Raw genomic sequence first — 25598 nt, 5'->3', positions numbered from 1 at the left:
GCTCATCCTTCTTTGCTTAAATAAGGATCCATTGTAATTTCATCCTTCTTTGCGATTCGAACCTCTACACCATCACTGACCAGTTCATTGACGACAGAAAGGTTCATGGATTTTTCAAGAACAGTTTTGTCGCCTATCGCCGTGATCGTAAACGGTGCAGGATACTGGTTTCCGTCCACACTGACTACAGGTCCAATGCAGCTGATATAGCTGGTATGAGATATTCTCTGCCCGTTGACCGCTACCGCTTCAGCACCGGATACGAGCATTTCATAAATGACGCTTCGGATATGTTCTTCATGAACGATATAATTGTTTGGATTTTCTCCCTCCGGAACATAGGAAGCGTCCGATAAAGTCACTTCAATTCCCGGACCTTTAACCTTTATTCCACCGGTTACTTCTCTCAGTTTCTTCAAATCTTCCACAAGGTTAAAGGACTTTTTCTCCTGATCGGCCAGTTTGTTTTCCCTTTTTTGAATCTGAAGCTGGATTTTTTTCAGCTCATTGTTTAATTCTCTGTTCGTTTTCTGGGTTTTCAAGATTTCACTGCGTAAGCTGTCTTCCTGTTTCCATGCGCTGCTGGTTTCATGTGTACCCGCTTCTTTCTTCGTCGTCTGATAAGAATACGATAAAAAAAAGCCAGTCACGAGCATAATGATCGAAAAGAAAACGTACTTGCCAGTCGGTCTCACTCTTTCGGTGCCTCCTCATCGCCGTATTCGCGGAAGTACGTACTAATATCCATATTGATGACCCCTTTTCGATGCGGGCCAAGCTGCTGGACAATCGAAGGGTATTCTTCCATTTTTCGTGAGAAATGACTGATGGAAGAACGGACCACGTAGCCGTCCGTCATGTATAAAATGATTTTGTTGCCATCCTTAGCCTTGCTGTCCAAATGAATCTCGGAAATACGGTGTGCGACCCCCTGTGATAGTTTTGCCAGCTCCTTTGCCATTGGTTTCAGCTGGCTTTTATCCTTCCAGTCAGCTATGATCGGTGCATTTACAGGCATGAATTTCTTACCCATGGGAGCAAGTACTTTACCGCTTTCCAACACAGGATAATATTTGCTTTTCTCCTCCAGGTAAGCCACTCTATGATATTCCTTCACTTGAATTTGGAGATGATTATAAAACGATTTATGTACTGCAACAGAGGAAATTTCCTGCAGTTTGCCAATATTATTTTCGATATCTTTATCCGAAAGATTAAGGAAACTGGTATGGGGTTTGATCTTTCCGGCCTTGATAATCGCCTCGTCGCTTATATTTTCATTTCCAGTTACCGTTATTTTTTTCACATCACTGAAACTGGATTGAAAATAAACAAAAATCATGATCAGCAAAAAGAAAAGGGACAAGTAAATAATCATTCTTCTGTTCGTTTTTTGTTTCCGCTGTGTCTTTAATTTGGGAATACGGTCTTCAATCGGCACAACCTTATGCTTGTCCATGTCCTTCCCCCATGTAAATGCAAATAACTGAACACATTCCTTCTTATGGAAAGAGGAAGAAAAACAGCGTTTTGACTGCTGTTCTTCTTCTTCTTCAAAGGTCAACATCCAGTTTGAGTCAAGTCTATTAAATTATAACATAATTCGAAGGGCCTGATGTGGCATTTTTTAGCTTTTCCTGCCGATAATCTCCACTTCAGTTTCTATATCAATATTATGCAACTCTTTAATTTTTTTCTTAATGAGGGAAATCAGTCCAAGCACATCTGTGGCCTTGGCATCTCCAGTGTTCACAATAAAGTTGGCATGCATATCCGAGATTTGCGCACCTCCAACTGAGGTTCCTTTTAATCCCGAAGATTCGATCAGCTGGCCAGCATAGTTAGGGAGCGGATTTCGAAACACACTTCCACAGCAAGGGTAATTCCAAGGCTGTGTATTTCTGCGGTAATCCTTGTTCTTCTTCAGCTCCGCCATAATGGTTTCACGGTCGCCTTTTTCCAATACCAATACCGCTTCCACACATATTCCTCCTGTTTTTTGAAGGATGGAGGTCCTGTATGAAAATTCCATGTCTTCGTTCGTATACCACTTTATGTTTCCATCGGGCATGAGTACGAGTGCTTTCTTCATAATTTTTGACATATCAGAACCGTGGGCACCGGCGTTCATGAATACTGCACCACCGACTGAGCCTGGTATTCCTGCGGAAAATTCAAGTCCGGAGTATCCCTCTCTGGACAATACAGTTGCCAGTTTAACGATGGAATATCCCCCACCAACTGTAAATTCATCTCCGTTTCGTTCAAGTCCATCCAGCCCGTCACCGAGCTTAATGACAACTCCCTCAATTCCTTCATCGGAAACGAGCAGGTTGGATCCTCTCCCGATGGCCCGGAAAGGAACACCTGAATCCTTAATATATTTCATTGCTTTTTTTAGAGAATCGGTGCTGTTTGGTTCAAAAAACAGATCTGCGGGTCCTCCGATTTTTAATGTTGTATGATGTTTCAACGGTTCGTTTTCCAGAACTTTTCCCAAGTTCTCGCTCCGCAGCTGTTCTGCAAGTGTCGTCAAAAAAATCCCCCCTATATTCTTTTATATCAACGCTTTAGCGTTTTATGTTTTCCATCAGTTTAACTACATTGGCTGCAGCATGTGGCATTCCAAGCTCTTTGGATGCCTGGTGCATATGGCTCCAGTTTTCCTGGTTATCCAAAATACGGTCTGCTTCTTCAAGCAGACGGGAACCGTTCATATCCTTTTCAAGGACGACAACCGCTGCCCCATTCTTTTCCAGAGCACGCGCATTCTTTTCCTGATGGTTGTTGGTTACATAAGGACTCGGTATTAAAATACTAGGAATTCCGAGCGCCGTCAATTCCGCTATGGAGGTTGCGCCAGCCCGGGCCACCACAAGATCTACTCCAGCCAGAAGTTCGGGCATATTGTGAACGAAAGGAACAATGGTCACGTTCGCAGGACTGCCTGACTCGTTCACGGCTTTTTGCACATTCTCGTAATGGACATCTCCTGTTACATAAACGAACTGGTAGTTCTTTTGGCCAGCTTCCGAGAGGACATCAAGAAATGCTTCGTTGATCGGCCGTGCCCCGCGGCTTCCCCCAACTATCAATACCGTCTTTTTCCCTGGATCAAGGTTTAAGGATCGTTTCCCTTTTGCACCGTCCGTGCCTATCACTTCAGATGCCCGGGGATTACCGGTAAATACCACCTTTTCTTGTGGAAAGAATGACGCACTCTCCTCAAACGAAATCGCAATATTTTTCACATATCGGCTCAGGAATTTATTCGTAAGACCCGGCACACTGTTCTGCTCGTGGATCAGGGAAGGGATGTTCAGACTGCTTGCTGCATATACAACCGGTCCGCACACATATCCCCCTGTTCCTACTACCACATCCGGCTTAAATTCTTTCATGATTTTCTTGCACTTTGAAACTCCTTTTAAAAACCGCATGACGGTCTTGGCGTTCTCCATTGAAAGGCTTCTTTTGAAACCGGTAATGTGAATGCTTTTAAAAGGAATGTTCTCCCTGGGCACCAGCTTGCTCTCCAAGCCTTTTTCCGTGCCAATATATAAGATCTCCGCATCTGGATGAATTTTTTTTATCTCTTTGGCCAGTGCAAGTGCAGGATAAATATGTCCCCCTGTACCGCCGCCGCTCAATACAATTCTCATAAAGCACCTCCGTTACCTGTATAAAAACAAGACAGCCCTGTCATCACACTGACAGGGCATGTGAAAGACAAATAAGTTATAGCCGCTTACACCGTGGACCCTAAAACTGCAGCTGTTTCACTTCTTTGTCCATAAAATTCCGGCACATACTTGTTGCATTTAATACTTGGCATACCGGCTGATGTTCAACAAAACGCCGATGGATGCAAGCATCAGTGTCAACGACGATCCTCCATAGCTGATCAGCGGGAGCGTAATCCCTGTTACTGGGATCAAGCCTGTAACAACCCCTATATTGATCATTACCTGAATGGCAACCATTCCGATGATCCCGATCGCCAAAAAGCTGCCAAACAAATCCGGAGCCCCGAGAGCAATACGCACACCTCGCCACAGCAAAATGCTGAACAATAGGAGAACGAGTGCTCCGCCGATGAAGCCAAGTTCTTCTGATAAAATCGCAAAAATAAAATCGGTCTGCGGTTCTGGCAAATAGCCAAACTTCTGCCTGCTTTGTCCGAGTCCAAGACCCATCAAACCGCCTGGCCCCAATGAATACAGCGACTGGATAATCTGAAAACCGCTGCCCAGCTCATCGCTCCACGGATCCAAAAAGGACGTGATTCTTTTAATGCGGTAGGGAGCTGAAATAATCAGGCCGGCAAATCCAACCAGACCTACAAACCCCAAGCCGACAAAATGGGAGATTCGTGCTCCTGCCACAAAAATCATGACAATGCTCGTACCGACCATCACCGAGCCTGTACCCAGGTCCGGCTGCAGCATGATCATGGCGAAAGCAATCATAACGAGTCCAAGTGTAGGAATCAGCCCTTTTTTAAAGGATGTAATCTTCTTCTGGTGTTCTGCTAAATATTTCGCCAAAAAAGTGATCATTGCAAGTTTCATAAACTCTGAAGGCTGAATGGAAAATGCGCCAACGCCAATCCAGCTTCTTGCGCCCCCGCGCACCATCCCGATACCCGGAATCAACACACCAATGAGCAAGACAAAACAAATAATTAAAAGGATCTTGGCCCAGGTGCGCCAGGTCATATAATTGACATTCATGATAAAAAACATAGCGGCCACCCCTACCCCGGCAAAAAGCAACTGCCGTTTGGCAAAGAAGAACGGATCATTGAACTTTACTAATGCCCAGTCCGCACTGGCGCTGTATACCATTACGATACCTATGGATAATAAAAGCAAGGTGGTGCCAATTAAAATAATATCCGGTGTGCTTCGTGTCGCAGGCAAAAGGAACACCTCAACTCTACTGTATTTGCTCGTTCCAAAACCAGCATGTACAAACTCTATTTAAGTTTATGCACAGAGTTGATAAAGATGTCCCCTCTTTGTTCAAAAGTTTTAAACTGGTCCCAGCTTGCACAGGCCGGGGAAAGAAGGATAACGTCGCCTTCAGAAGAGCTTTGATATGCGGCAGGAACGGCTTCCTCCACATTATCAACCAGTTTGATGTCTTCTATTCCAGCCGCTTTGGCTGCACGCTCAAGCTTCGGGGCAGTCTGGCCGAACAAAATGATCGTCTTGACCTGCTTCAGCTGCGGAACAAGATCATCAAATTCATTTCCTCTGTCCAGCCCGCCGGCAAGCAGGATGATTTTTTTGCCAAATGCCGAAATCGCTTTTTGTGTAGCCAAAATGTTTGTCGCTTTAGAGTCGTTATAAAATTTTCTTCCTTGGATGGTATCCACATATTGAAGGCGGTGTTTAACACCGGTAAAGGTTTTTAATGTCTTTTGAATCTGCTCATTTTTTGCGCCCGCCAGCTTGGAAGCGGCGACTGCTGCAAGAATGTTCTCCAAATTATGCTGGCCGGGAAGCACGATCTCGTTCAACGAAATGATTTCTTCATCTTTAAAGTAAAGGCTTTCTGCTTTTATGTATGCCCCTTCCGGACATTCCGACCTCACAGAAAACGGCACTTTTGTTCCTTTTGACTGAAGAGCAAGCTTTAACACGGCTTCGTCATCCTGATTATAGACGGCAAAGTCGGTTTCCTGCTGGTTGCCGAAAATTTTTCCTTTGGCAGCTGCATAGTCTTCAAAAGAACCGTGATAATCAAGGTGGGCCTCAAACAGGTTAAGAAGCACCGCGATTTTTGGTGCAAAGGCTTGAGTTCCCATCAATTGAAAACTGGATAATTCCGCCACAATAATTTCCGATGCCTTGGAACGGTCGGCCACCTCACTAAGAACAGTCCCGATATTCCCGGCAACAACTGGTTCGCGTCCGCTGTTTTTCAGCATTTCACCAACAAGCGTCGTCGTCGTTGTCTTGCCGTTTGATCCTGTAATTCCGATCATTTCCGCGCGTGACACCAGCCCTGCAATCTCTACCTCAGTGATCACAGGTATTTCTCGTGTTAAGGCTTCACTCACGATTGGATTGCTATAAGGGATTCCGGGATTTTTAACCACAAAATCAGTAGGACGATCCAGTAAGGAAACAGGATGTTCTCCGCAAATCACCTCATATCCTTCCTTGGACAAAACCTTAGCCTGCTCATTTTCTTCCAATGGAGTTCGGTCGTTAACAATAACATGAGCTCCATACGACTTCAAAAGCTTGGCTGCAGCAAAACCGCTTTTAGCCAACCCGAGAACCAGCACGTGTTTCCCTTGAAAAGCATTCATTTCATTCATTTTATACCCACACCTCTAAATAGATTCCAAGGGCTGCAAACAACAGACCAACACCCCAGAACGTTACTACAATTCTCCACTCCGACCAGCCGCTAAGTTCATAATGGTGGTGAAGAGGACTCATTTTAAAGATTCGTTTTCCTCTTGTCTTAAATGACGCAACCTGAAGCATAACCGACAAGGTTTCAATGACAAATACCCCGCCGATAATTACCAAGAGCAGCTCCAGCTTTAAAATAATGGCGATGGCACTGATCGCTCCGCCAAGCGCGAGCGAGCCGGTGTCACCCATAAATACTTTTGCAGGATGGGCATTAAATACAAGAAATCCCAGAACTCCCCCAACCACAGCTACAGAAAACAGCGCGGTTTCATAATGATGAAGGTTTGATGCAAGCACAGCAAAAGCCCCAAAGGCAATTGCAGCTGTACCGGAGAGAAGCCCGTCAAGACCGTCGGTCAAATTGACAGCGTTGCTAGCCCCAATCAGCATAACGACAACGAGAACAGGATAAAACCAGCCGACATCGAAAGAAAAGTCGGTTCCAGGAACATTAATTTCAGTTGAAAAGCCGGTTTTGATCAAGCCGATGTAGAAGATGGCCGCAATAACCAGCTGGCCCACCAGCTTTTGCTTGGAGGTAAGCCCCAGATTTCTTTTTTTGGCCACTTTAATAAAATCATCAAGAAAGCCGACAATTCCATAACCAATGGTCACCAGTAAAAGCAGGTACGTTTCTGTTTTTAATCCAAAGAACTTCCATGTCATGATATAGGTGGCAAGTGCAAGCGCAACTATGATAATAATGCCGCCCATTGTTGGTGTACCTGATTTTTTTTGATGCGATTTCGGCCCCTCTTCACGAATGCTTTGCCCGAATTTCAATCTTCGCAAGAAGGGAATAAAAAATGGCGAGCTTAATACAGCAATGAGAAAAGAAGCAAGAAGAGTAAATAATAATACTTGTTCAATCATTTCCCTGCCTCCTGGATATCATCAATAAATGGTTTCACTATGGATTCAAGCGCCATGCCGCGTGATGCTTTAAACAAGACAACCGTATCTTCTGATAAAAGAGAGGAAATGGCCACAGCTGCTTCTTCTTTGCTGAGGAAAACAGAAACATTCTGGCCCGGAATATTTTTTTTCTTAATCTCCTCGCCAATCCATTTGCCTTTTTCCCCTATTGCTATGACCTCTGAAATGGTTTCGTCAATATGCGCAGCGACTCCCCGGTGCATCTCTTCCTCGGAAGGGCCAAGCTCATACATGTCCCCAAGCACCAATACTTTTTTCTTGTAATTTGGCAGGTCTTTAATAGCCTGGATTGCAGCTATCATACTGGTTGGGCTCGCATTGTATGCATCATTGATTAAAAGGGCTCCGTGCTGCCCGCGGTATTTTTCAAGGCGCATGTTCGTGAGGGTTATATTTTTCAGTCCTTCATTGATCGAGCTGTCTTCGATATTCAAATAGTGACCGACCGCAATGGCATAGGCAGCATTCTTCACATTATGTGTACCTAAAAGCGGCAAGGAATAGATCGTTGATTCTCCCTCAAGGCCGAACGTGAATCCATTTTCGTCGCCTTCCTGATTCACAATTTTCACCGTGCAGTTTTCATCATATCCGCACTTGAGAACGTTCGGTGAGGAAAGATGGGAAAGTAGTGGCTCATCCCCATCTACGATTAACAGGCCGCCTTCTTTCAACCCGTCCTTAATCTCGAGCTTCGCTTTTGCGATACCTTCCCTGCTTCCCAAATATTCAATATGTGACTCACCGATATTGGTCACAATCGCCAAATCGGGCTGTGAAAGCTTGCTAAGCAGTGATATTTCTCCGAAGTTGCTCATTCCCATTTCAAGTATGATCACTTGCGTATCATTGTCCATGGATAGAATTGTAAGTGGCAGACCAATATGATTGTTATAATTTCCTTTGGTTTTGTGTGTCTTAAAGGAGGTGGAAACCACCGCTTCCAGAAGATCCTTTGTTGTTGTTTTTCCATTGGAGCCTGTAACACCAATCACAACTGGTTTGACCTTTTTCAAAAATACCCTGGCCGCCTGCTGAAGCGCTTCAATCGTGTCCTTTACAATGAGAAGAGGGAACGCCGGGTCGAGCTCTTGGGGTATCGGTGTGCCTTGCTGCCAAAACGATGCCACCGCTCCCTGATCAATCGCCTGCAATAAAAATCTATGCCCATCAAATTTCTCACCGGCAATCGGAATGTACAGCGAATGCGGGGAGCTCTCCCTTGAATCCTTGGTCACTCCCTGAATGACTGTACTCTCAATATTTCCGCGTGTGGACTCAGCTATCCCTATCAATTCTTTTAAATCGAGTTTCATTACTATTTCGCTCCAATCGCTTCTGCAGCTACTTTCCGGTCATCAAAATCCAGCACATCTTTTCCGATGATCTGATAAGTTTCATGTCCTTTTCCGGCAATTAAGATAATATCATTTTCTTCCGCCAGGTTAACTGCATAGTTGATCGCATCTCTGCGGTCCGTTATGACTTTATATTCTCGGTCTTCCACTCCTGCTTGCATATCCTTCAATATGGCTTCTGGATCTTCTGTCCGGGGATTGTCTGAAGTAAAGATGGCGATGTCGGAATACTCCGTTGCAATCTTTGCCATCAGCGGTCGTTTGGTGCGGTCACGATCTCCGCCGCAGCCTACTACTGATATCACTTTTCCAACCGCAAACTCTTTAACGGTATCCAGGGCATTCTCCAGGCTGTCAGGTGTATGGGCATAATCCACTATAACAGTGAAACTTTGGCCCTCATCCACCGTTTCAAACCGTCCCGGTACTCCCTTAACATTTTCCATGGTTCTGATGATGGAGTCAATTGGAATTCCGGATAACAGTGTAGCTGAAACAGCAGCCAGTACATTGTATACTGAAAATTTACCAACAAGCTTCAGTGAGACCTGTTTTTCTTCAAAAGGTGTAACCAGCGTAAAGTTCGTGCCTTTTCCGGTCACCTTAATATCCTTCGCCATAATATCACTTTTTTGTTCAATGCCGTAGGTTAAAATTTGAGCGGCTGTCATTTTCTCAAATTCTTTGGATGCATTGTCATCACGGTTTAGAATCGCGATTTTCTCCTTCTTCCCGGCGTATGTATTGCCAAGCTGTGCGAACAGAAGGCCCTTTGCCCTCAAGTAGGTTTCCATATCCTTGTGATAGTCCAGGTGATCCTGAGTAAAATTGGTAAACACCGCAATATCGTAATCACAGCCCCGCACACGGCCCATGTCAAGAGCATGGGATGAAACTTCCATAACGGCTGCTTCCACCTTCTGGTCATTCATTTCTTTGAATGCCTTTTGCAGAAAAAGAGATTCAGGTGTAGTATTGGTGACTTTATGGCTCACACCGTTTATTTTCATGTCAATGGTGCCGATCATTCCTGTTCTTTTGCCTGTATCTGCAAAAATCTGCTCAATTAGATGGGAGGTTGTTGTTTTCCCATTTGTGCCCGTCACGCCGATCAAATGCAGTTTCGTAGTGGGATGATCATAGAAGACATTGGCCAGGACCGCCAGGGATCTTTTGGTATCATTTACGATAACGACCGGCACAGAATCAATTTCCTCTAGCGGTTTCTCAGCAAGAATCGCTGCAGCACCGTTTTCAACCGCCTGCCTGGCATAGTCATGACCGTCTACAGTGTAACCCTCAATGCATACAAACAGACTTCCAGGCCCTGCTGTTCTTGAATCCATTTCAATCGATGTAATTTCCACGTTCATTTCATCATCCGTTTTATAGTTTATTAAATGATTTACTAGTGTCTTAAGTTCCACGTTATCAAGACCTTTCTAAAAGTGTTCTCATCAGAAAAAGAAGCCACGGCTTGCGCCTGGCTATTTTGCATTCTTATCTATTTTAATCCTCCGAACCCGGTTTGTCACCCATAAACAGGCGAATAACCGATCCGGGTTTCAGTTTTACGCCAGGAGCAGGTGCCTGATTAACAACATACTTTCCGCTACCCGAGCTCTGGATTTTTAAATCATACAATGAAACCTTTATTTCTTTTGCTGTTTTTCCGACCAGGTTTGGAACCTTAATCAGCTCCTGATCCAGCCAGGATTTTTTCTTCTCGATCTGATTCTTTCTTTTTTCAACTCCCATGGCGCGCAGGCTGTCATCAATGATTTTCCCTACTATAGGAGCAGCCACAGTTCCACCGAACTGAATGGTGTCTTTCGGGTTATCGACCGCGACATACACAACAAGCTGCGGGTCATCGGCCGGCGCCATACCGATAAACGATACAATATGGTTGTTTTGAAGATATTTTCCGTCTTTGGCTTTCTGTGCTGTTCCTGTTTTTCCTCCAACTCTATAACCATCGACAAAGGCATTACCGCCAGTACCTTGAGCAACTACTGTCTCCAGCGCATGGCGGACTTCTTCGGATGTTTTTTCTGAAATGACCCGCCTCTTTAGTTTAGGTGTTTGCTTCATCACGGTTTTCCCTGTAGCCGGGTCGACGAGTTCTTTGGCAATATACGGTTCATACAGAAAGCCGCCATTTATGGCTGCAGATACCGCAGTGACCTGCTGAATGGGTGTGACCGACACCCCCTGGCCAAAAGCTGTGGTGGCAAGTTCAAGAGGTCCGACATTTTTTAAATTAAACAAAATTCCGGTTCCTTCTCCCTGAAGGTCGATGCCCGTTTTCTGGCCAAAGCCGAAATTTTTGATATAGGAGAAAAGCTTTTCTTTGCCCAGCCGTTGACCGAGAATGACAAACCCGGGGTTGCATGAATTCTGTACACCTTCTAAAAATGACTGGCTTCCGTGCCCTCCCCTTTTCCAGCAACGCAGCTTTCTTCCCCCCACTTCAATAGAACCGGGATCATGAAAGTGCTCCTTTTCAAGGTCTACTTTTTTTTCTTCAATGGCAGCCGCCAAAGTTATAATTTTAAACGTAGATCCCGGCTCATAGTTTGCCCAAACAGGCAGATTCCGGTTATAAACCTCCGGCGATACTCTCCGGTATTCTTCGGGATTAAAATCCGGCCGGCTTGTCATGCCCAGGATCTCCCCTGTATTCGGGTTCATCGCAATCGCTACAGCGCCGTCCGGATTATATTTTGCCTGCGCAATGTCCAGTTCTCGTTCAATGATCGTTTGAACTTTGGAATCAATGGTCAATTTAAGGTTATATCCATCTTTCGGCCGTTCATAATCATCGGAAAGCGAAGGCATTCGGCGTCCCCTTGCATCTGAGAAAAACGAGACATGCCCCTTGGTGCCTTTTAGTTCTTTGTCATAGTAGGCTTCAAGCCCCATAAGCCCCTGATTGTCGATACCGGCAAATCCGAGAACATGAGACAGATAACTGCCAAAAGGATAGTGCCTTTTGCTGTCTTCTGCAATAAAGACACCGGAGAGGTTAAGCTCTCTCACTTGGTTTGCCTTTTCATTGCTGATTTTTCTTCCACCTTGATCCATGCGGATAATGGAAGACCTTTTTGTTATTTTTTTATATACATCAAGCTGGGAAATATCCAGCACAGCAGCCAGTTTCTTTGATGTTTCCACAGGGTCCGTAATCTGTTTGGGGATGACAAAAACGGTTGGGGCACTGACATTTGTCGCCAGAGGTACATCATTCCGGTCCAGGATTTCACCCCGCTGCGGTTCAAACGGGATGTTCCGGCTCCAAGAGTCCAGGGCTTTTCCCGTAAGCCAGTCACCAATCACAAATTGCACATATCCCAGGCGTACACCGATGATAAAAAAGATACAAAGACCGAAAGTTAACACCAAAATTAATCGCCTACGCACCGTCACATTTGAAACACGCACATGATTACCTCCTCCACATGGCTCGTTCCAATATATGCTTGTACATAGGCGATTAGAACGAAGGACAGTATTGATCAGTCCTTCATCATTACTATTGCGATACTCCGCTTTCCTCTTCGTCACTCAAATTGACAGACGGCATTTCAGGTTTTTGAAAATCAACCGTGAGATAATCCTTCTCTTTGACAATTGAACCTTTTTTCAGGCTTTGACTAACAGCGTAGCCCGTTCCTTTAACCGATGTATCCAAATCCATCATCTTGGAAAATTTCAAAACGTCGGAGAGTGACCAGCCCGTAAGATCAGGCATTTGCACATCACCATCCGTGCGCAAAATAACTCTCTCACCAGGAAGCAGGTGCGATCCTGCGGCAGGCTGTTGGGAAACCACTTTTGAACCACTTCCCAGCGTCACAGGTTTCATCCCTGAGCTCTTCAGTTCACTTTCAGCAGCAGATGCCTCTTCACTGGTATAATCATTTATTTTAACAGAGCTGTCAGATATCGTTTTTTTCTCTTTCTTTTCTTCTTCCGGTTCAATGTTCATATACTGCAGACTGTTTTTCATAACCGTGGTAAAAATATCAGCAACAGGGTACGAACCCAGTTCCGTCGGCTTAAGATGCGGCCGGTCAACTGCCACATAAACAAGCAATTTAGGGTCATCTTTCGGTGCCATGCCCATAAAGGAGAAAATATTCTGTCCCCAGCCGTGTGCATATTTACCCGTCTCTTTATCTACCACCTGTGCTGTCCCCGTTTTTCCGGCAACGGAATACCCCTTAATCTGGTAAGGCTTTCCGGTTCCTTTTGTAACAACCGTTTCCAGAATATCTCTTTCTTCTTTCGCTGTTTCTGCCGAAATGGGATTCCCTACAACTTCAGGTTTATGCTGCAGCAGGACTTTTTGGGTTGCCGGATCTATCACCTTGTCAATCACAAACGGCTTCATCATCTTGCCACCATTGGCAATTGCAGTAGCGGCCTGGATCTGTTGGATCGGCGTAACCGTTGTCCCTTGTCCAAATGCAGTTGTCAGCTTTTCAATTTCATAATTATATAGAATTCTTCCGGATTTTTCGTTCGGCAAATCAATACCTGTCGGCTTGTCGAGTCCGAACTTTTTCAAATAGTTCAACAGCCGGTCATAGCCCAGCTTCTCCCTTGCAAGTTTGGAGAACAGAACGTTAGAAGAGTTTTGGACCCCTTCATTGAAGGTTATAGTCCCCCATCCAACCTTATTATGGTCACTGATCGGGCGGTTGTGTGGTATTTTATATTGCCCGGACTTGTAGGTTTCATTACCGTTGTAAACTCCCTCTTCAATCGCTGCGGCCAGTGTAAAGATTTTCATGGTAGAACCCGGTTCATACGGATCCGAAATGGCCCGGTTTGTGAAATCTTTAATATCCCTTTTGTTCGGATTAAATGCGGGCCTGTTGCTCATGGCAAGAATCTTCCCTGTCTTCGGATCTGCCACGATACCGATAATTTTCTCTGGGTTGTATTTCTTATCAGCCTTCGTCATTGCCTGTTCCAGGACAAGCTGTATTTTTTCATCCAGCGTCAGGTATACATTTGATCCATTCTTAGGCTTTTTCACCTTTTCATTTGGATCTGGAAGCTTTACACCTTTTGTATCACTTTTAAACGACAGGCTCCCATTCGTTTCTTTTAAGTATTTATCAAGCGTCTTTTCGAGCCCTAATGCCCCTGTAATTTCATTCTGACCAGTTTCATTGGTATAACCCAGGACAAAAGGAGCAAATGTTTGGTTCGGGTAATATCTCTTGGTTTCTTCTTTAAACTCAAGGCCATCAATTTTCAGTTTGTCGATTTTTTCCTTTTTGCTGTGACTTAACTGTCTTCCTCCCGGGACCTGTACTTCAAACCGTTTCTGTTTGGAAAGGGTTTTTTCAATTTCATCCGGCTCCCGATCAAGAATGGGAGCTAACTGCTCCGCAGTTTTTTCAGGATCCTTTATATGTGGAAACTTTTTATCCAAAACGGCATAGAGCGTATAAGATGGAATGTCCTCAGCAAGCGGCTGGCCGCGGCGATCATAAATTGTCCCCCGGTTTGCATCCAGCGTCTTATACCGTGTCCACTTTTTTTCTGCATAGGCGACCAAATCGACATTCTCTATATTCTTTGTATAGGCAATATAGAAAAACCTTCCCGTCAACACAAAAAAGAGCAGGATAAAAACAGCTAGTATCGCCCCTGCTCCCCAATTGAATTTGAATTTTTTCTCCATTTTCAACACCTGAATCCCGCTTAATTTTCCAGCACTTTTACGTTTTTATCGCTAAGGGTCATCCCCAGCTTTTCTTTAGCGATTTTTAAAATGCGGTCTGGTGCACTGAGTTCAGTAACCTGGAGCTTTAGGTCGTCCACCACTTTGTTCTCGTAAGAAATTGAACGTTCAACCGATTGAATGCTGGCGTTCACTTTGTAGATGGAGGCATAGTTGGAAACCATAAAGATCGCCCCGGCAATCAATAACAGGGAGGCAAAACTCCATAGAACCTTTTCCCCTTTTGTTACACGTGAGGTTCTTACTCTCGGCTGTGCCTCAGGCTGTTGCACGTATGTTTGTTTTGGTTCTTGTTGTCTTTGTGTTTGATACGCTAAATTACTCACCCATAACTCTCCTTTATTTTTGTTTTTCTGCGATCCGCAGTTTGGCCGAACGTGAGCGTCTGTTGACATCAATTTCTTCTTCACGTGGTAGTATCGGCTTTCTCGTGATGTTCTTTAACACCGGCTGGTATTCCTCCGGTATGATGGGTAGCCCCGGCGGTAATGCTGGGCCTGTGCTGTGCTTTTTAATAATCGTTTTGCAGGCTCTGTCTTCCAGTGAATGGAAGGTAATAACACTGATCCTGCCTCCCACTGACAACAATTCAATAGAATTTTCAAGCGCTTCCTCGAATGCATTCAATTCATCATTTACCGCTATTCGGATGGCTTGAAAGGTTCGCTTTGCCGGATGTCCTCCCGTCCTTCTGGCCGGTGCAGGTATTGCATCTTTAATCAATTCCACTAGCTCACCGGTCGTCTCAATCTCATGATTCTTGCGGGCAGCTTCAATTTTCCTTGCGATTTGCTTTGCGAACTTCTCTTCGCCATATTGAAAAATAATCTTAACAAGCTTTTCATACGGCCATTCATTTACAACTTCATGGGCTGATAAAGCTGCGCTTCGGTCCATTCTCATATCTAGCGGCGCATCATACTGATAGCTGAACCCCCTGTCTGCTTCATCCAATTGAGGAGAAGAGACGCCAAGATCAAACAGAATTCCATCCACTTTTTTAACACCACGTTCCTGCAGTTCTTCTTTAATGTAGCGGAAATTACTTTTGATGATGGTGAAGTTTCCTTCATATTCTTGAAGTGCAGCTTTTGCATGGTCAATGGCCGTGTCATCCTGGTCGAAAGCAAACAAGTGGCCTGAAGTCAGTTTTGAGAGTATTAATGCGCTGTGGCCTGCTCCTCCAAGAGTGCAATCAACATAAACTCCGTCTGGTTTCACATTTAGTGCGTCAACGGCTTCTTCTTTCAGTACAGTTATATGGTCAAACATGTTGTTATCCTTCCTTGTATGTAGTCAGAGAGTTTGGGTACTGTTACAGGTCAAAGTCCATAAGGCTCTCGGCAATTTCACCGAAAGATTCCTCGGAGGCTGCAAAATAGTTCTCCCAAATTGGTTTGCTCCAAATCTCAATTCTATTCGATACACCTATTACTACGCAATCTTTTTCTAGTTTGGCGTACTCTCTGAGTTGTGGAGCTACATTTACTCTCCCCTGTTTGTCCAACTGGCATTCTGCTGCACCGGAAAAGAAGAAGCGGGTGAAAGCTCGTGCATCTTTTTTGGTAAAGGGCAGACTTTTCAGCTTTTCTTCAATAACCTGCCATTCTTCAAGGGGGTAGCCGAAGATACACTGATCCATACCTCGTGTAAGAATAAAGGTTGAGCCCAGGCTCTCACGGAACTTAGCAGGGATGATCATGCGTCCTTTTTCATCGATGTTATGTTGATATTCACCCATGAACATAGGACATCCCCCACTTTCTCCCCTAACTCTACCACAACGCCCCACTTTCCACCACTACCAAATTATTCGCCGGCAAAAAAAAGAATCCTGCTGTCGCAGCAGGATTTTTTTACAGGATAATCATGTTTAATTTTCTATTACCAAACTATGGCAGGTACACCAGCTTATGCATGCCATTAAACGCCAGGTCTTCGTTTGCAAGCTGTCTGATCCAGCCTTTTCCATATCGGTTGATATAAAGGAAAGCATTCCAAACTCTTTCCTGGAGCACACCGGATGGAGCAAGGTCATTTTGAAGTTGATCAAAAACCGAGAGAGGCTCCACAAATTGCTTTCGCAGCGCATGGTCCATCTTGGTGTGTAAATACGCGAGTTCCTTTTTAATTCGGTTTAAATTAACTTCCGAGACCTTTTGAAGGGAAGGGCTGATCTGGGTTGCCAGTGATCTCATCCGTTCATGCGCCTTTTCCATTTCAGCAATTGTATCGGCATAAACCTTTTCCGTTTCATACGGCTTGTGGTTTTCATACCATTCCTGTTTACTGGAATCGGTTCCTTGTTCAAGGACCTTCCTTGGCGTTAACCCCGTTTCTTGCATCTGTTTCTCGTTTTTCTCAGATATTAGTGTGATGGATAGCCTTGGAACGAGCGGAGGCATTTTAAATCCAAAAAGATGAAATACTTCTCTTAGAGCTGACCAGTAGGCGATTTCACCGGAACCTGCTATGAAAGCCAATGTTGGAAACAAACTTTCCTGCATGACAGGACGTGTAACCACATTGTTACTGAACAGCTCTGGCTTATCTTTTGTACATGCCAAAAGGTCCTGGGCACTATACCATACTTCATTGCTTTTCGTGTGAAAATCTCCGTTTTCGTTTCGGAACAGCAGCTTTCTCTCCTGATTATGGTAAATAAATAAATGGGCATTGTTTTCCTGAAGCTCCACAGGTGCAGGCAGCCCCTGCTCGGCAAGTTTTTCCATCCCTCTTACAAATGCCTGATCAAGGTCTTTGTTCCGGGATACCATTTTTTCCAGCATGCTAGTCTGAAGCCGCTTGAAATGCGGTTCACCGGAATCCACCACAATTAACCCAAACTCCCCAAACAGTACTGAAATCAGTTGGGCAAAGGAATGAACGACAGTTTTTGAAGAAGCAAAGATTTCTTTCACCTTTGAAAGAAGCGTTTTGGTTTCAGCAGTCTCTCCGAATTCCCTAAACACCATTTCAGCCCAGTCGGCCGCTTTCCCGCAGTCCCATTCCATTAATGTGGCAGACGTTTTTAACGAATTGAGAGGAGGCAATGAAACTTTTTCCGGATGCCCATTTTTCAAGACATTCACATGGTTGATCTCATCATAATCATGATCTTCCCCCGCAATCCAGAACACAGGGACAACAGGAACTCCGAGCTGACGTTCCTGCAATCTGGCAAACTGGATGATACTGATGCATTTATGAACAGTAAGAAGAGGCCCGGTTAACAGTCCGGCCTGCTGACCGCCGATAACTGCTACTGTTTTAGGATCTTTCAGTTTATCAATGTTTCGCAGTGTTTGTTTTGAACAGGAAAATTGAAAATTATAATCAGAAAGATAATTCGCCAATTTTTCACGCTCAAACTCCCGGCTGCTGAGATCCCGGATTCTTTGTTCCATGATATCTTGGGAAAACCGTGGATAGTCATAGAGGTGCTTTACTGTAGGAGCAGCAGCTGAATAAGTTGATGCTATTTGATTTTTATCTTGCAGAGGGAATTCATCAATCCTCATAAAAGTACGTCCTTTCTCTATGTATGCAACTGCTTATAGAGTATAGCAAACTACAGTATCTCCACCAAAATGAAATGCTCGCGTTTTCAGCACATGTTATGTTCTTACTGTCACTGTATGCAGAAAAAAAGGCGGCAATCACCTGATCACACTTTGTTCTTCTGCTCAAGTGCTTTTATGCCGTAATAAACAAATGTGGTATAAGGGAGCTCCATCCCTTGTTTTTTGCCCAGGGACAGCACATAGCCGCTGATTGCGTCAATCTCTGTCTCACGTCCATTATCTATGTCCCTGAGCATGGATGACCGGTTTTTGCCAGTCTTTCTGCAGATTTTCAGAACATACGACCAGAGGGACTGCCGATCAGTTCTTCCCAGAGAAAGATAAGCTTCTTCAAAAAGTCTTTCTGCAAGTCTTTTCAAATTTGGATTAGTCAACACTTCTCCATTCTTCACGCCAAACAAGGCAGTGATTGGGTTGATCACACTGTTTGCGACCAGTTTTTCCTGCATAATTCCGGACAATTGCTCTGGCGGCGCCACTTCAAAACCATACTTCTTCATTCTTTCCCAAAATAACAACTCAATGCTTCCTCTGAAGGAAGATACCTTCACTTTCCCCCATCCGGTATGGTGTATCTTGCTTTCACTCATTTTGCTTACCCCGTGCTCCACTACAGCAGCAATGATGTTGTCCTGAGGCAAGGTTGGCAGCTTTACAAGATGGTTCATGCCGTTCTGGATAAAAACCAGGGTGCTCCCCTGAAATTTCTCCTTGTGGCAAAATTCACCTATAATGGTTTCCAATTTATTCTGCTTCACACAAACGATCACATAATTCGGGGGTTCATGGTATTCATGCAGAACGGTTGCACAGATACTGTAATTCTTTTCTTCCCCTGTTCCCGTTTTTACGCTAATCCCTTCTTTATTTAGAAGATCTGCTTGATCTTTTGTTCTTGTACATACTGTTACCTCATATCCCTCTTGAGTGAAAAAAGACGCAAAAAGAAGTCCAATGGCTCCCCCTCCTATGACCGCAACCTTCATTGTGCCCGCCCCCTGTCGTTTAGGTATTATTCTTCATCTTAGCACAAAGAAAGATTTCAGTTAGTGTGCTAAATCTTTCAAAGGGGTATTCCCGTCATTAACAAAAAAGCCCCACTGCTTACCAGCAGAGGGGCAACGTATAAGTTATACAGGATAAACAGGATGCTTTCTTTCGCTGAATACCATTTCTTTTGAATCAAAGAAAACAAGTCGTTGATAAAGCGTTTCTCTTAGAAGAGACGGCTCAACAATATCATCGATGATCAGCTCGGATGCGAGCTTATAAACATCAATATGTTCTTTATACTCCTGCTGCTTTTGCTGAACATACATCACGCGTTCTTTCGGATCTTCAATTTCATTGATTTTGTTCGAGTATACAGCATTAACAGCTGCCTCTGGCCCCATCACAGCAATCTGCGCAGTCGGCAGGGCAATACAGCAATCCGGTTCAAACGCCGGACCGGCCATTGCATAAAGACCTGCTCCATAGGCTTTACGCACGATAACGGAGATTTTAGGCACAGTCACATCGCTCATTGCGGCAATAAGCTTCGCTCCGTGGCGGATAATTCCTGCCCGCTCCACTTTTGTACCAATCATGAAGCCCGGTACATCCGCGAGAAAGAGGACCGGAATGTTGAACGCGTCGCACAGCGTGATAAATTTAGCTGCTTTGTCAGCAGAGTCAACAAACAGCACCCCGCCTTTTACTTTCGGCTGATTGGCGATCAATCCTACCGGCCGCCCCTTAATCCTTGCAAAGCCGGTGACAAGTTCGGCTGCAAAGAGTTTTTTGATTTCAAAAAAGCTGCCTTCATCCGCCACCCTGTTGATAAACTCGTACATATCAAAGGGAACGTTCTGGTTTTTTGGTACGATCTCGCCTATTTCCCTCCCTGGTGAAGGGGGTTTTTCCTCCGTAATTTTCGGCTTGTGTTTATAATTAGCAGGAAAATACGATAAATAGGTTCTTGCATGAGCGATGGCTTCCTTTTCATCGGCTGCGAGAATATCTCCGCACCCGCTTACCGTACAATGCATTCTTGCTCCGCCCATTTCTTCAAGCGTCACTTTCTCACCGATAACTTTTTCCGCCATTCTCGGTGATCCAAGATACATGGAAGCATTTTGATCCACCATGATGACCACGTCACAAAATGCAGGGATATAAGCCCCTCCTGCTGCAGAAGGTCCAAACAACAGGCAGATCTGCGGAACCATGCCGGACATCTTCACCTGGTTGTAAAATATTTTTCCTGCACCCCGGCGGTTGGGAAACATCTCAATTTGGTCTGTAATCCGGGCACCGGCCGAGTCAACCAAATAGAGCATCGGAACCTTCAGGCGCTGTGCGGTTTCCTGAATGCGGATGATTTTTTCAACAGTCCGTGCCCCCCATGACCCCGCTTTGACAGTCGAATCGTTAGCCATGGCACAAACGGTCTGTCCGTTTATTTTTCCAGTTACCGTAATGACTCCATCTGCCGGGAGATCGCCAGCCTGATTATTGGCGAACAATCCATCCTCCTCATAAAATTGCCCTTCATCAAATAATAGGGAAAGACGCTCTCTGGCAAATAGTTTATTTTGAGAAGCATTTTTTTCGTGATACTTTTGTGCCCCGCCTTCCTTTATCTTGCTGACGAGTGTTTCGTAGGACATATCTGTTTTTGTAGAATCCATGGTATCCCTCCGTTTGCATTAAAAGAGTGAGCGCTCGTTCAGTTCATATCCAACCTATCAGGCCAGAGTGACCAGCACATCTCCTTCATTTACGAAATCCCCAACTGCTACTTTTATTTCTTCTACCTTACCTGCTGTCTCCGCTTCAATAGGAATCTCCATTTTCATGGATTCAAGAACAACCACACTTTGCCCTGCTGTTACTTGATCCCCTTCTGAAACCGCGATATTCCATACTGTTCCTGCCATAGATGCTGTTACTTGTTTCATGTTCAAACACTCCACTCTTATTGGTTTTGTTCAATCAACTTGGGCTTTTCCATTAAAAATCCTGTTGTGTAGTTTCCTTGTTGAAAATCGGTATCTTCCAGTATTTTTTTGAACAGCGGGGCGTTGGTTTTGATACCTTCCAAATAAAACGAATCAAAGAATTCAGTCGCCTTTTTGAGACAATCCGCCCTGTTGGAATCGCTTACAATAATTTTCGCAATCATCGGATCGTAGTAAGGCGAAACAGTATTTCCTTTTTCATATCCCGCATCAATACGGATCCCTTCCCCTTCTGGAAGGCGCATATCCTTAATCTTTCCTGGTGACGGCAGGAATTTCACAGGATCCTCAGCATACAGCCGGAATTCGATACTATGGCCTTGCTGCTGCACTTCATTCTGCAGGAGTGCCAGCGGTTTCCCTTCTGCGACTTCAATCTGCCACCTCACAAGGTCAAGGCCTGTGGTCATTTCGGTAACAGGATGTTCCACCTGCAGCCGGGTATTCATCTCCAGAAAATAGAAATTCCCGTTCTCGTCGACAATGAATTCGACAGTCCCGGCATTGGTGTAAGATACGGACTGAGCTGCCCTTACTGCGGCTCTTCCCATCTTCTCGCGCAATTCCTCTGTTAAATACGGTGATGGCGATTCTTCAATAACTTTTTGATGACGCCTTTGGATGGAACAATCTCTCTCAAACAAATGGATGACATGGCCCTGTTGATCACCAAACACCTGAACTTCAATATGACGTGCCGGACTGATGCATTTTTCAATAAACATACGGTCATTGCCGAAATACATTTTGGCCCTCTGCTGACTGGACACAAATTGTTTTTTCAAGGTCTCTTCATCGTCACATTTTACCATTCCGATGCCACCGCCGCCTGCGCTTGCCTTCAGCATCACAGGATAGCCTATTTGACCGGCAATGGCCAGTGCTTCTTCTGCATTGTTAATCGGATCAGTCGTTCCCGGCACTACCGGAACCCCCGCTTTTTCCATCGTCCGTCTTGCCTCTACCTTATCACCCATGGCTTCTACTACTTGCCATGACGGACCGATAAACGTAATTCCGAGCTCTTCTATTTGTTTAACAAATGCTCCATTTTCAGAGAGGAAGCCGTAACCCGGGTGGATGGCGTCCACATTTTCCTTTTGGGCAATCTCAATGATTTTGTCCTGATTCAAATAGGATTTCACAACCGGAGGCTCCCCAAGATGATAGGAGCGTGTAGCCTGTTGTACATAAGGCAAATCTTTGTCTGCATCCGAATATACCACTATGGATTCTATCCCCAACTCTTGGCAGGTTCGTACAATCCTGGCTGCTATTTCTCCCCTGTTTGCGATTAGTATTTTTTTCACTATATATCCTCCCTTCGCTGCCTAAATAAGCTATTTCGACAAAACCAACCAAAATTCCTTTTGAGGAAGCGCCAACAAAACGAATATTTCTTTTTTAAAGAATTTTTAGCATAATTAGTATATACTAAAAGAGAGATCTTCAACAGAGTCATTAGAGGGGGAACTGAAAATGAACACCAAAGAAAAGTACGCCGTAAAACGCCTGGTAGTCAACTATAAAACACTTGAAGAGTTCAAGCAGTTCAAGGAATATGGCATACAGGAATTGTCGATGCTCGAAGACCTTCAGGACAACATTATTGAAAATGACAGTGAGTCTCCATTTTACGGAATTTATTTTGGCGACAAATTGGTTGCCCGAATGAGTTTATATCGAATTGAGGCTGCTTACGACCGTTATTTTAACCCTCCGCAGGATTATTTCGAATTGTGGAAGCTTGAAGTACTGCCTCAATTCCGCGGCAAAGGCTATGGTAGAGCGCTCGTTCAATTCGCACAGTCATTTAACCTTCCTGTCAAAACGAATGGCAGACAGCAATCAAGCGGTTTTTGGGAGAAGATGGACTTCGAAGCGGTAACGTATAATGAAGAACGCGACCGTGGGGAAAATCCATATGTCTTTTTTCCAAAAGGTGTTACAGAACAAACACATTAAAACCAATCTCATGACAGCAAAAAGATGGCGGGTTCGCCATCTTTTTTATTTTTCCAGTTTCTGAAGTCCTTCCACCTGAAACATGAGAGAACCGGATTCTTCCTCTGTCCCGACAATTTTCCTGGCCCGGTCCATAATTTCAATGAGCGCTTTGTAGTCCTCACATACCAGCTTGTATTCATGATTCAGTTTTTGAAGATGGGTCTGGTATTGGGCATTTTGGGACTTTAGCTCCTCTACCTGATTCCGCAGTTTAATCAGTTCCTGATCGGAACGCCTTTCTTCGGAAGATTTAAAATTTTTCAGAAAGACAATAACATCATCCAATGACAAAACCTTTTCTTTCGCAACCCTATAGTCTTCCTGTTTTACCGCTTGATCTAGCATGTGGACATTGCTTTCCTCGTGGGTACTCTTGCCTTTACTTCTTTCTTTTCTTTGCCTTTTGGCAATGGCAATGGCCGATTCATACCTTTTTCGAATAAGCGAATTCCATCGGAACCCACAGGCAGCAGATGTTCTTGAAAGCTTTTCTCCCACTTCTTCGAATGCAGCAAGCTGAGTGCTCCCTTCCCTGATATGCCGAAGAACAACTTCTGCTAGCAATACATCTTCTTCCTGGTTCCAAGCATCCTGGCGAACTACAGTCAACCTAATCCCTCCATTGTTTATGTCGTTTTTACATAGATATGCTATTACTAGATAAGATAGACTTTAGTTCTAGTAAGATGAACGTCTCCATCGTACGTTTTCCCATTCGCCAGGATACTATACTTAGCAAATTGACCGTGATATACGCTTATATATTATTATTAAAGAAGGCTGAAACCGCATGGTGATGAACATCAGTTTCCCACAGATGGGCACACGCTTTTATTTCATCCTCCACCCTTTTGTCAATGTTCCTCCCTTCCAGGCTGTCCAGGTATACTTTTTTATAGGCCACAAGCACTTCAACCGCATGTTCTGTGTATCTGTTCAAATAATTGCAGCATTCTTCAACCAGGCTTCCATTTTTGATTAAATGCTGCAAAAACCCTTTTTCTGCTGCTTGTTTGGCAGTAATTTTACCAGCTGACCATAACAAATCAAGAGCTTGCAGTTTCGGGATTCTTTCCATCAGATAGGTGCCCCCTCCCCATCCTGTAGTAATCCCCAGTGTTCCTTGAATAAAGCCCACCTTAGCATTTGCCGAGGCAATTCGCAGATCACAGGCCGCGGCAATCTCACACCCTCCTCCAACTGCTGTCCCATTCAAAAGTGCGACTGTTGGCTTTGGAAAGTAAAAAAGCTTTTGCAAAACCTTTCCCATCTTGGATAACATGCTGTATGCCTCATCTGCGGTTTTCAGACCGGAAAATGCTTTCAAATCACCGCCTGCACAGAATACATCATGACCTGCTCCTCTGATGACCAGGATTTTGATTTCGCCATTATGGCGTGCTTGTTCTATGTAATTATCCAAAAGCTGGATGACTTCAAAATCCACGGCATTTCTCACGTGGGGCCGGTTGATGGTGATCCAGCCTAAATTTTGCTTAATTTCATACAGAACTTTTGCCATAAAGATTCCCCCTTCGTTTCACCCATATAGTTCGTTTTTCAACCGAAAAACTCCTTTAAACAAGCAAAGAGTTCACCACTGTGTCAAAAAAATAAAAAAACAGGAAACCACATAGGGCTTCCTGTTCTTCATTATTTGCTGATTACTTCTTTTCCTTTGTAAGAACCGCATTCACGGCATACTCGGTGAGATAGTTTGTATTCTCCACATTGTGGACATTTTACCATACCAGGCATTTCAAGCTTGTAATGTGTACGGCGCTTGGCTTGGCGGGTTTGGGAAGTTCTGCGAAAAGGTACTGCCATGTTATCCACCTCCTTAAAATAGGTATGGGTCTGAACAATTCAGATCACCATTTTTTACGATTTGTCTTTGTCAAAAAACTTCGCAAGATCAGCAAGTCTCGGATCAATCCGTTTCTTGCGGTCTTCTTCGGTAACGACCTGCCATCCTTCTCCCTCAGGCGGTGCCTTTTTATCTGGCGCATCAGGCCCGGCAACCACCTTGATCGGCTTTTCAAGCAGAATTTGCTCTTGTATATAGGGCATCAGATCGAGAAAGTGACCTTCTACAGTATGAAGGTTCTCCTCATCCACCGGTACCGTATAGGAAGGATCAAGAAGAAAGATTTCGGTTGTTTTTATCGAAAATGGAAAATGGACATCCGCTAATGTATTCGCACAAGGCAGCGTCATTTCTCCCTGAATGTTCAGGTAAAAGGTAGCTCTTTGCTGTGTTACATCAGCATGTCCGCTAACATGAACAGGCGGTATATCGCGTATTTCCTTATCAAGCGACTTAAGTTCACTTGCATCAACATACTCATCAAATTCAAGCGGTTTTCGATAAAAGTTTTTTAATTCCTGTAGTGACCATTTCATATCGTTTCACCTCAAGGCAACAGTAATAATTATATCGGCCATAAAGAGAAATGTCAACATAATATCTTTACAGCATATTCTTTCAAGCTTGCGCATTTAAAGTTAAAATAAAA

The 25598-nt window shown here is 44.4% G+C and carries 24 protein-coding genes; 1 reads left to right on the top strand and 23 read right to left on the bottom strand.

Features of this window, described 5'->3' with window-relative positions:
• Positions 1–2 precede the first annotated feature (2 nt).
• From BLT53_RS04775 to BLT53_RS04685, 19 genes are all read right to left on the bottom strand, one after another.
• On the bottom strand, positions 3–695 hold the full coding sequence (locus tag BLT53_RS04775) for a DUF881 domain-containing protein (RefSeq protein WP_244520357.1): 693 nt from the start codon (positions 693–695) through the stop codon (positions 3–5).
• Positions 692–1459 carry a cell division protein FtsQ/DivIB gene (locus BLT53_RS04770; RefSeq protein WP_170834238.1) on the bottom strand — a complete coding sequence of 256 codons (768 nt, stop codon included), beginning with the start codon at positions 1457–1459 and terminating at the stop codon, positions 692–694. The genes BLT53_RS04775 and BLT53_RS04770 overlap by 4 nt, the downstream gene beginning before the upstream one ends.
• Before the next feature lie 168 nt (positions 1460–1627).
• Entirely contained in the window at positions 1628–2536 is a 909-nt protein-coding gene (gene murB, locus BLT53_RS04765; protein WP_090233158.1) for a UDP-N-acetylmuramate dehydrogenase, read from the bottom strand.
• Positions 2537–2570: 34 nt separating this feature from the next.
• On the bottom strand, positions 2571–3662 hold the full coding sequence (murG, locus tag BLT53_RS04760) for an undecaprenyldiphospho-muramoylpentapeptide beta-N-acetylglucosaminyltransferase (RefSeq protein ID WP_090233157.1): 1092 nt from the start codon (positions 3660–3662) through the stop codon (positions 2571–2573).
• Between the two features lie 159 nt (positions 3663–3821).
• Complete coding sequence (gene spoVE / locus BLT53_RS04755; RefSeq protein ID WP_090233156.1) at positions 3822–4922, bottom strand: stage V sporulation protein E; 1101 nt, start codon at positions 4920–4922, stop codon at positions 3822–3824.
• 56 nt (positions 4923–4978) lie between these two features.
• Entirely contained in the window at positions 4979–6331 is a 1353-nt protein-coding gene (gene murD, locus BLT53_RS04750) for a UDP-N-acetylmuramoyl-L-alanine--D-glutamate ligase (protein ID WP_090233155.1), read from the bottom strand.
• Between the two features lies 1 nt (position 6332).
• A complete protein-coding gene (gene mraY, locus BLT53_RS04745) occupies positions 6333–7307 on the bottom strand; it encodes a phospho-N-acetylmuramoyl-pentapeptide-transferase (protein WP_090233153.1) in 975 nt (324 codons plus the stop codon).
• Positions 7304–8686 (bottom strand): UDP-N-acetylmuramoyl-tripeptide--D-alanyl-D-alanine ligase, encoded by a 1383-nt coding sequence (locus BLT53_RS04740; RefSeq protein WP_090233152.1) that lies wholly within the window; start codon positions 8684–8686, stop codon positions 7304–7306. Before BLT53_RS04740 ends, mraY begins: the two co-directional genes overlap by 4 nt.
• 2 nt (positions 8687–8688) lie before the next feature.
• Positions 8689–10155 carry a UDP-N-acetylmuramoyl-L-alanyl-D-glutamate--2,6-diaminopimelate ligase gene (locus BLT53_RS04735; protein ID WP_090233150.1) on the bottom strand — a complete coding sequence of 489 codons (1467 nt, stop codon included), beginning with the start codon at positions 10153–10155 and terminating at the stop codon, positions 8689–8691.
• Positions 10156–10237: 82 nt separating this feature from the next.
• Positions 10238–12172, bottom strand: a complete 1935-nt coding sequence (locus tag BLT53_RS04730) for a stage V sporulation protein D (protein WP_090233148.1) — start codon at positions 12170–12172, stop codon at positions 10238–10240.
• A 91-nt stretch (positions 12173–12263) separates the two neighbouring features.
• Positions 12264–14429 (bottom strand): penicillin-binding protein, encoded by a 2166-nt coding sequence (locus BLT53_RS04725; protein ID WP_090233147.1) that lies wholly within the window; start codon positions 14427–14429, stop codon positions 12264–12266.
• Between the two features lie 20 nt (positions 14430–14449).
• Positions 14450–14815 carry a cell division protein FtsL gene (gene ftsL, locus BLT53_RS04720; RefSeq protein ID WP_170834237.1) on the bottom strand — a complete coding sequence of 122 codons (366 nt, stop codon included), beginning with the start codon at positions 14813–14815 and terminating at the stop codon, positions 14450–14452.
• Positions 14816–14828: 13 nt separating this feature from the next.
• Positions 14829–15761 (bottom strand): 16S rRNA (cytosine(1402)-N(4))-methyltransferase RsmH, encoded by a 933-nt coding sequence (rsmH, locus tag BLT53_RS04715; protein ID WP_090233144.1) that lies wholly within the window; start codon positions 15759–15761, stop codon positions 14829–14831.
• Between the two features lie 43 nt (positions 15762–15804).
• Entirely contained in the window at positions 15805–16236 is a 432-nt protein-coding gene (gene mraZ, locus BLT53_RS04710; RefSeq protein ID WP_090233143.1) for a division/cell wall cluster transcriptional repressor MraZ, read from the bottom strand.
• Positions 16237–16381: 145 nt separating this feature from the next.
• Positions 16382–18010, bottom strand: a complete 1629-nt coding sequence (bshC, locus tag BLT53_RS04705; RefSeq protein ID WP_090233142.1) for a bacillithiol biosynthesis cysteine-adding enzyme BshC — start codon at positions 18008–18010, stop codon at positions 16382–16384.
• A gap of 146 nt (positions 18011–18156) precedes the next feature.
• Entirely contained in the window at positions 18157–19059 is a 903-nt protein-coding gene (locus BLT53_RS04700; protein WP_090233140.1) for a ketopantoate reductase family protein, read from the bottom strand.
• Between the two features lie 144 nt (positions 19060–19203).
• The gene (locus BLT53_RS04695; RefSeq protein WP_090233139.1) at positions 19204–20745 is read right to left on the bottom strand and encodes an acyl-CoA carboxylase subunit beta; all 1542 of its coding nucleotides are present in this window, start codon (positions 20743–20745) and stop codon (positions 19204–19206) included.
• Between the two features lie 57 nt (positions 20746–20802).
• Positions 20803–21015: an acetyl-CoA carboxylase biotin carboxyl carrier protein subunit gene (locus BLT53_RS04690; protein WP_090233137.1), complete on the bottom strand. Its 213-nt coding sequence runs from the start codon at positions 21013–21015 to the stop codon at positions 20803–20805.
• A gap of 17 nt (positions 21016–21032) precedes the next feature.
• Positions 21033–22385, bottom strand: a complete 1353-nt coding sequence (locus BLT53_RS04685; RefSeq protein ID WP_090233136.1) for an acetyl-CoA carboxylase biotin carboxylase subunit — start codon at positions 22383–22385, stop codon at positions 21033–21035.
• A gap of 169 nt (positions 22386–22554) precedes the next feature.
• On the opposite strand from BLT53_RS04685, the gene BLT53_RS04680 reads away from it, so the two are divergent.
• Positions 22555–23040 (top strand): N-acetyltransferase, encoded by a 486-nt coding sequence (locus BLT53_RS04680; protein ID WP_090233135.1) that lies wholly within the window; start codon positions 22555–22557, stop codon positions 23038–23040.
• 45 nt (positions 23041–23085) lie between these two features.
• On the opposite strand, the gene BLT53_RS04675 is transcribed toward BLT53_RS04680, so the two are convergent.
• From BLT53_RS04675 to BLT53_RS04660, 4 genes are all read right to left on the bottom strand, one after another.
• On the bottom strand, positions 23086–23691 hold the full coding sequence (locus BLT53_RS04675) for an RsfA family transcriptional regulator (RefSeq protein ID WP_090233134.1): 606 nt from the start codon (positions 23689–23691) through the stop codon (positions 23086–23088).
• Between the two features lie 148 nt (positions 23692–23839).
• Positions 23840–24604: an enoyl-CoA hydratase/isomerase family protein gene (locus BLT53_RS04670; protein WP_090233132.1), complete on the bottom strand. Its 765-nt coding sequence runs from the start codon at positions 24602–24604 to the stop codon at positions 23840–23842.
• A 131-nt stretch (positions 24605–24735) separates the two neighbouring features.
• A complete protein-coding gene (gene rpmF / locus BLT53_RS04665; protein WP_007202619.1) occupies positions 24736–24909 on the bottom strand; it encodes a 50S ribosomal protein L32 in 174 nt (57 codons plus the stop codon).
• Between the two features lie 54 nt (positions 24910–24963).
• Positions 24964–25485, bottom strand: a complete 522-nt coding sequence (locus tag BLT53_RS04660; protein WP_090233131.1) for a YceD family protein — start codon at positions 25483–25485, stop codon at positions 24964–24966.
• Positions 25486–25598 lie beyond the last annotated feature (113 nt).

The sequence above is a fragment of the Fictibacillus solisalsi genome (assembly GCF_900103485.1).
In the GTDB taxonomy this organism is placed as follows: Bacteria; Bacillota; Bacilli; order Bacillales; family Fictibacillaceae; genus Fictibacillus_C; species Fictibacillus_C solisalsi.
Note: the sequence above shows the minus strand (reverse complement) of the source record. Positions and strands in the feature narration are given on the sequence as shown.

Coding starts and splice junctions, on each gene's coding strand:
- BLT53_RS04660 (WP_090233131.1), bottom strand. CDS start 25,485: ATGAAATGGTCACTACAGGAATTAAAAAACTTTTATCGAAAACCGCTT.
- BLT53_RS04680 (WP_090233135.1), top strand. CDS start 22,555: ATGAACACCAAAGAAAAGTACGCCGTAAAACGCCTGGTAGTCAACTAT.
- mraZ (WP_090233143.1), bottom strand. CDS start 16,236: ATGTTCATGGGTGAATATCAACATAACATCGATGAAAAAGGACGCATG.
- rpmF (WP_007202619.1), bottom strand. CDS start 24,909: ATGGCAGTACCTTTTCGCAGAACTTCCCAAACCCGCCAAGCCAAGCGC.
- murG (WP_090233157.1), bottom strand. CDS start 3,662: ATGAGAATTGTATTGAGCGGCGGCGGTACAGGGGGACATATTTATCCT.
- BLT53_RS04690 (WP_090233137.1), bottom strand. CDS start 21,015: ATGAAACAAGTAACAGCATCTATGGCAGGAACAGTATGGAATATCGCG.
- rsmH (WP_090233144.1), bottom strand. CDS start 15,761: ATGTTTGACCATATAACTGTACTGAAAGAAGAAGCCGTTGACGCACTA.
- mraY (WP_090233153.1), bottom strand. CDS start 7,307: ATGATTGAACAAGTATTATTATTTACTCTTCTTGCTTCTTTTCTCATT.
- bshC (WP_090233142.1), bottom strand. CDS start 18,010: ATGAGGATTGATGAATTCCCTCTGCAAGATAAAAATCAAATAGCATCA.
- BLT53_RS04740 (WP_090233152.1), bottom strand. CDS start 8,686: ATGAAACTCGATTTAAAAGAATTGATAGGGATAGCTGAGTCCACACGC.
- BLT53_RS04770 (WP_170834238.1), bottom strand. CDS start 1,459: ATGGACAAGCATAAGGTTGTGCCGATTGAAGACCGTATTCCCAAATTA.
- BLT53_RS04670 (WP_090233132.1), bottom strand. CDS start 24,604: ATGGCAAAAGTTCTGTATGAAATTAAGCAAAATTTAGGCTGGATCACC.
- BLT53_RS04695 (WP_090233139.1), bottom strand. CDS start 20,745: ATGGATTCTACAAAAACAGATATGTCCTACGAAACACTCGTCAGCAAG.
- murD (WP_090233155.1), bottom strand. CDS start 6,331: ATGAATGAAATGAATGCTTTTCAAGGGAAACACGTGCTGGTTCTCGGG.
- BLT53_RS04725 (WP_090233147.1), bottom strand. CDS start 14,429: ATGGAGAAAAAATTCAAATTCAATTGGGGAGCAGGGGCGATACTAGCT.
- BLT53_RS04700 (WP_090233140.1), bottom strand. CDS start 19,059: ATGAAGGTTGCGGTCATAGGAGGGGGAGCCATTGGACTTCTTTTTGCG.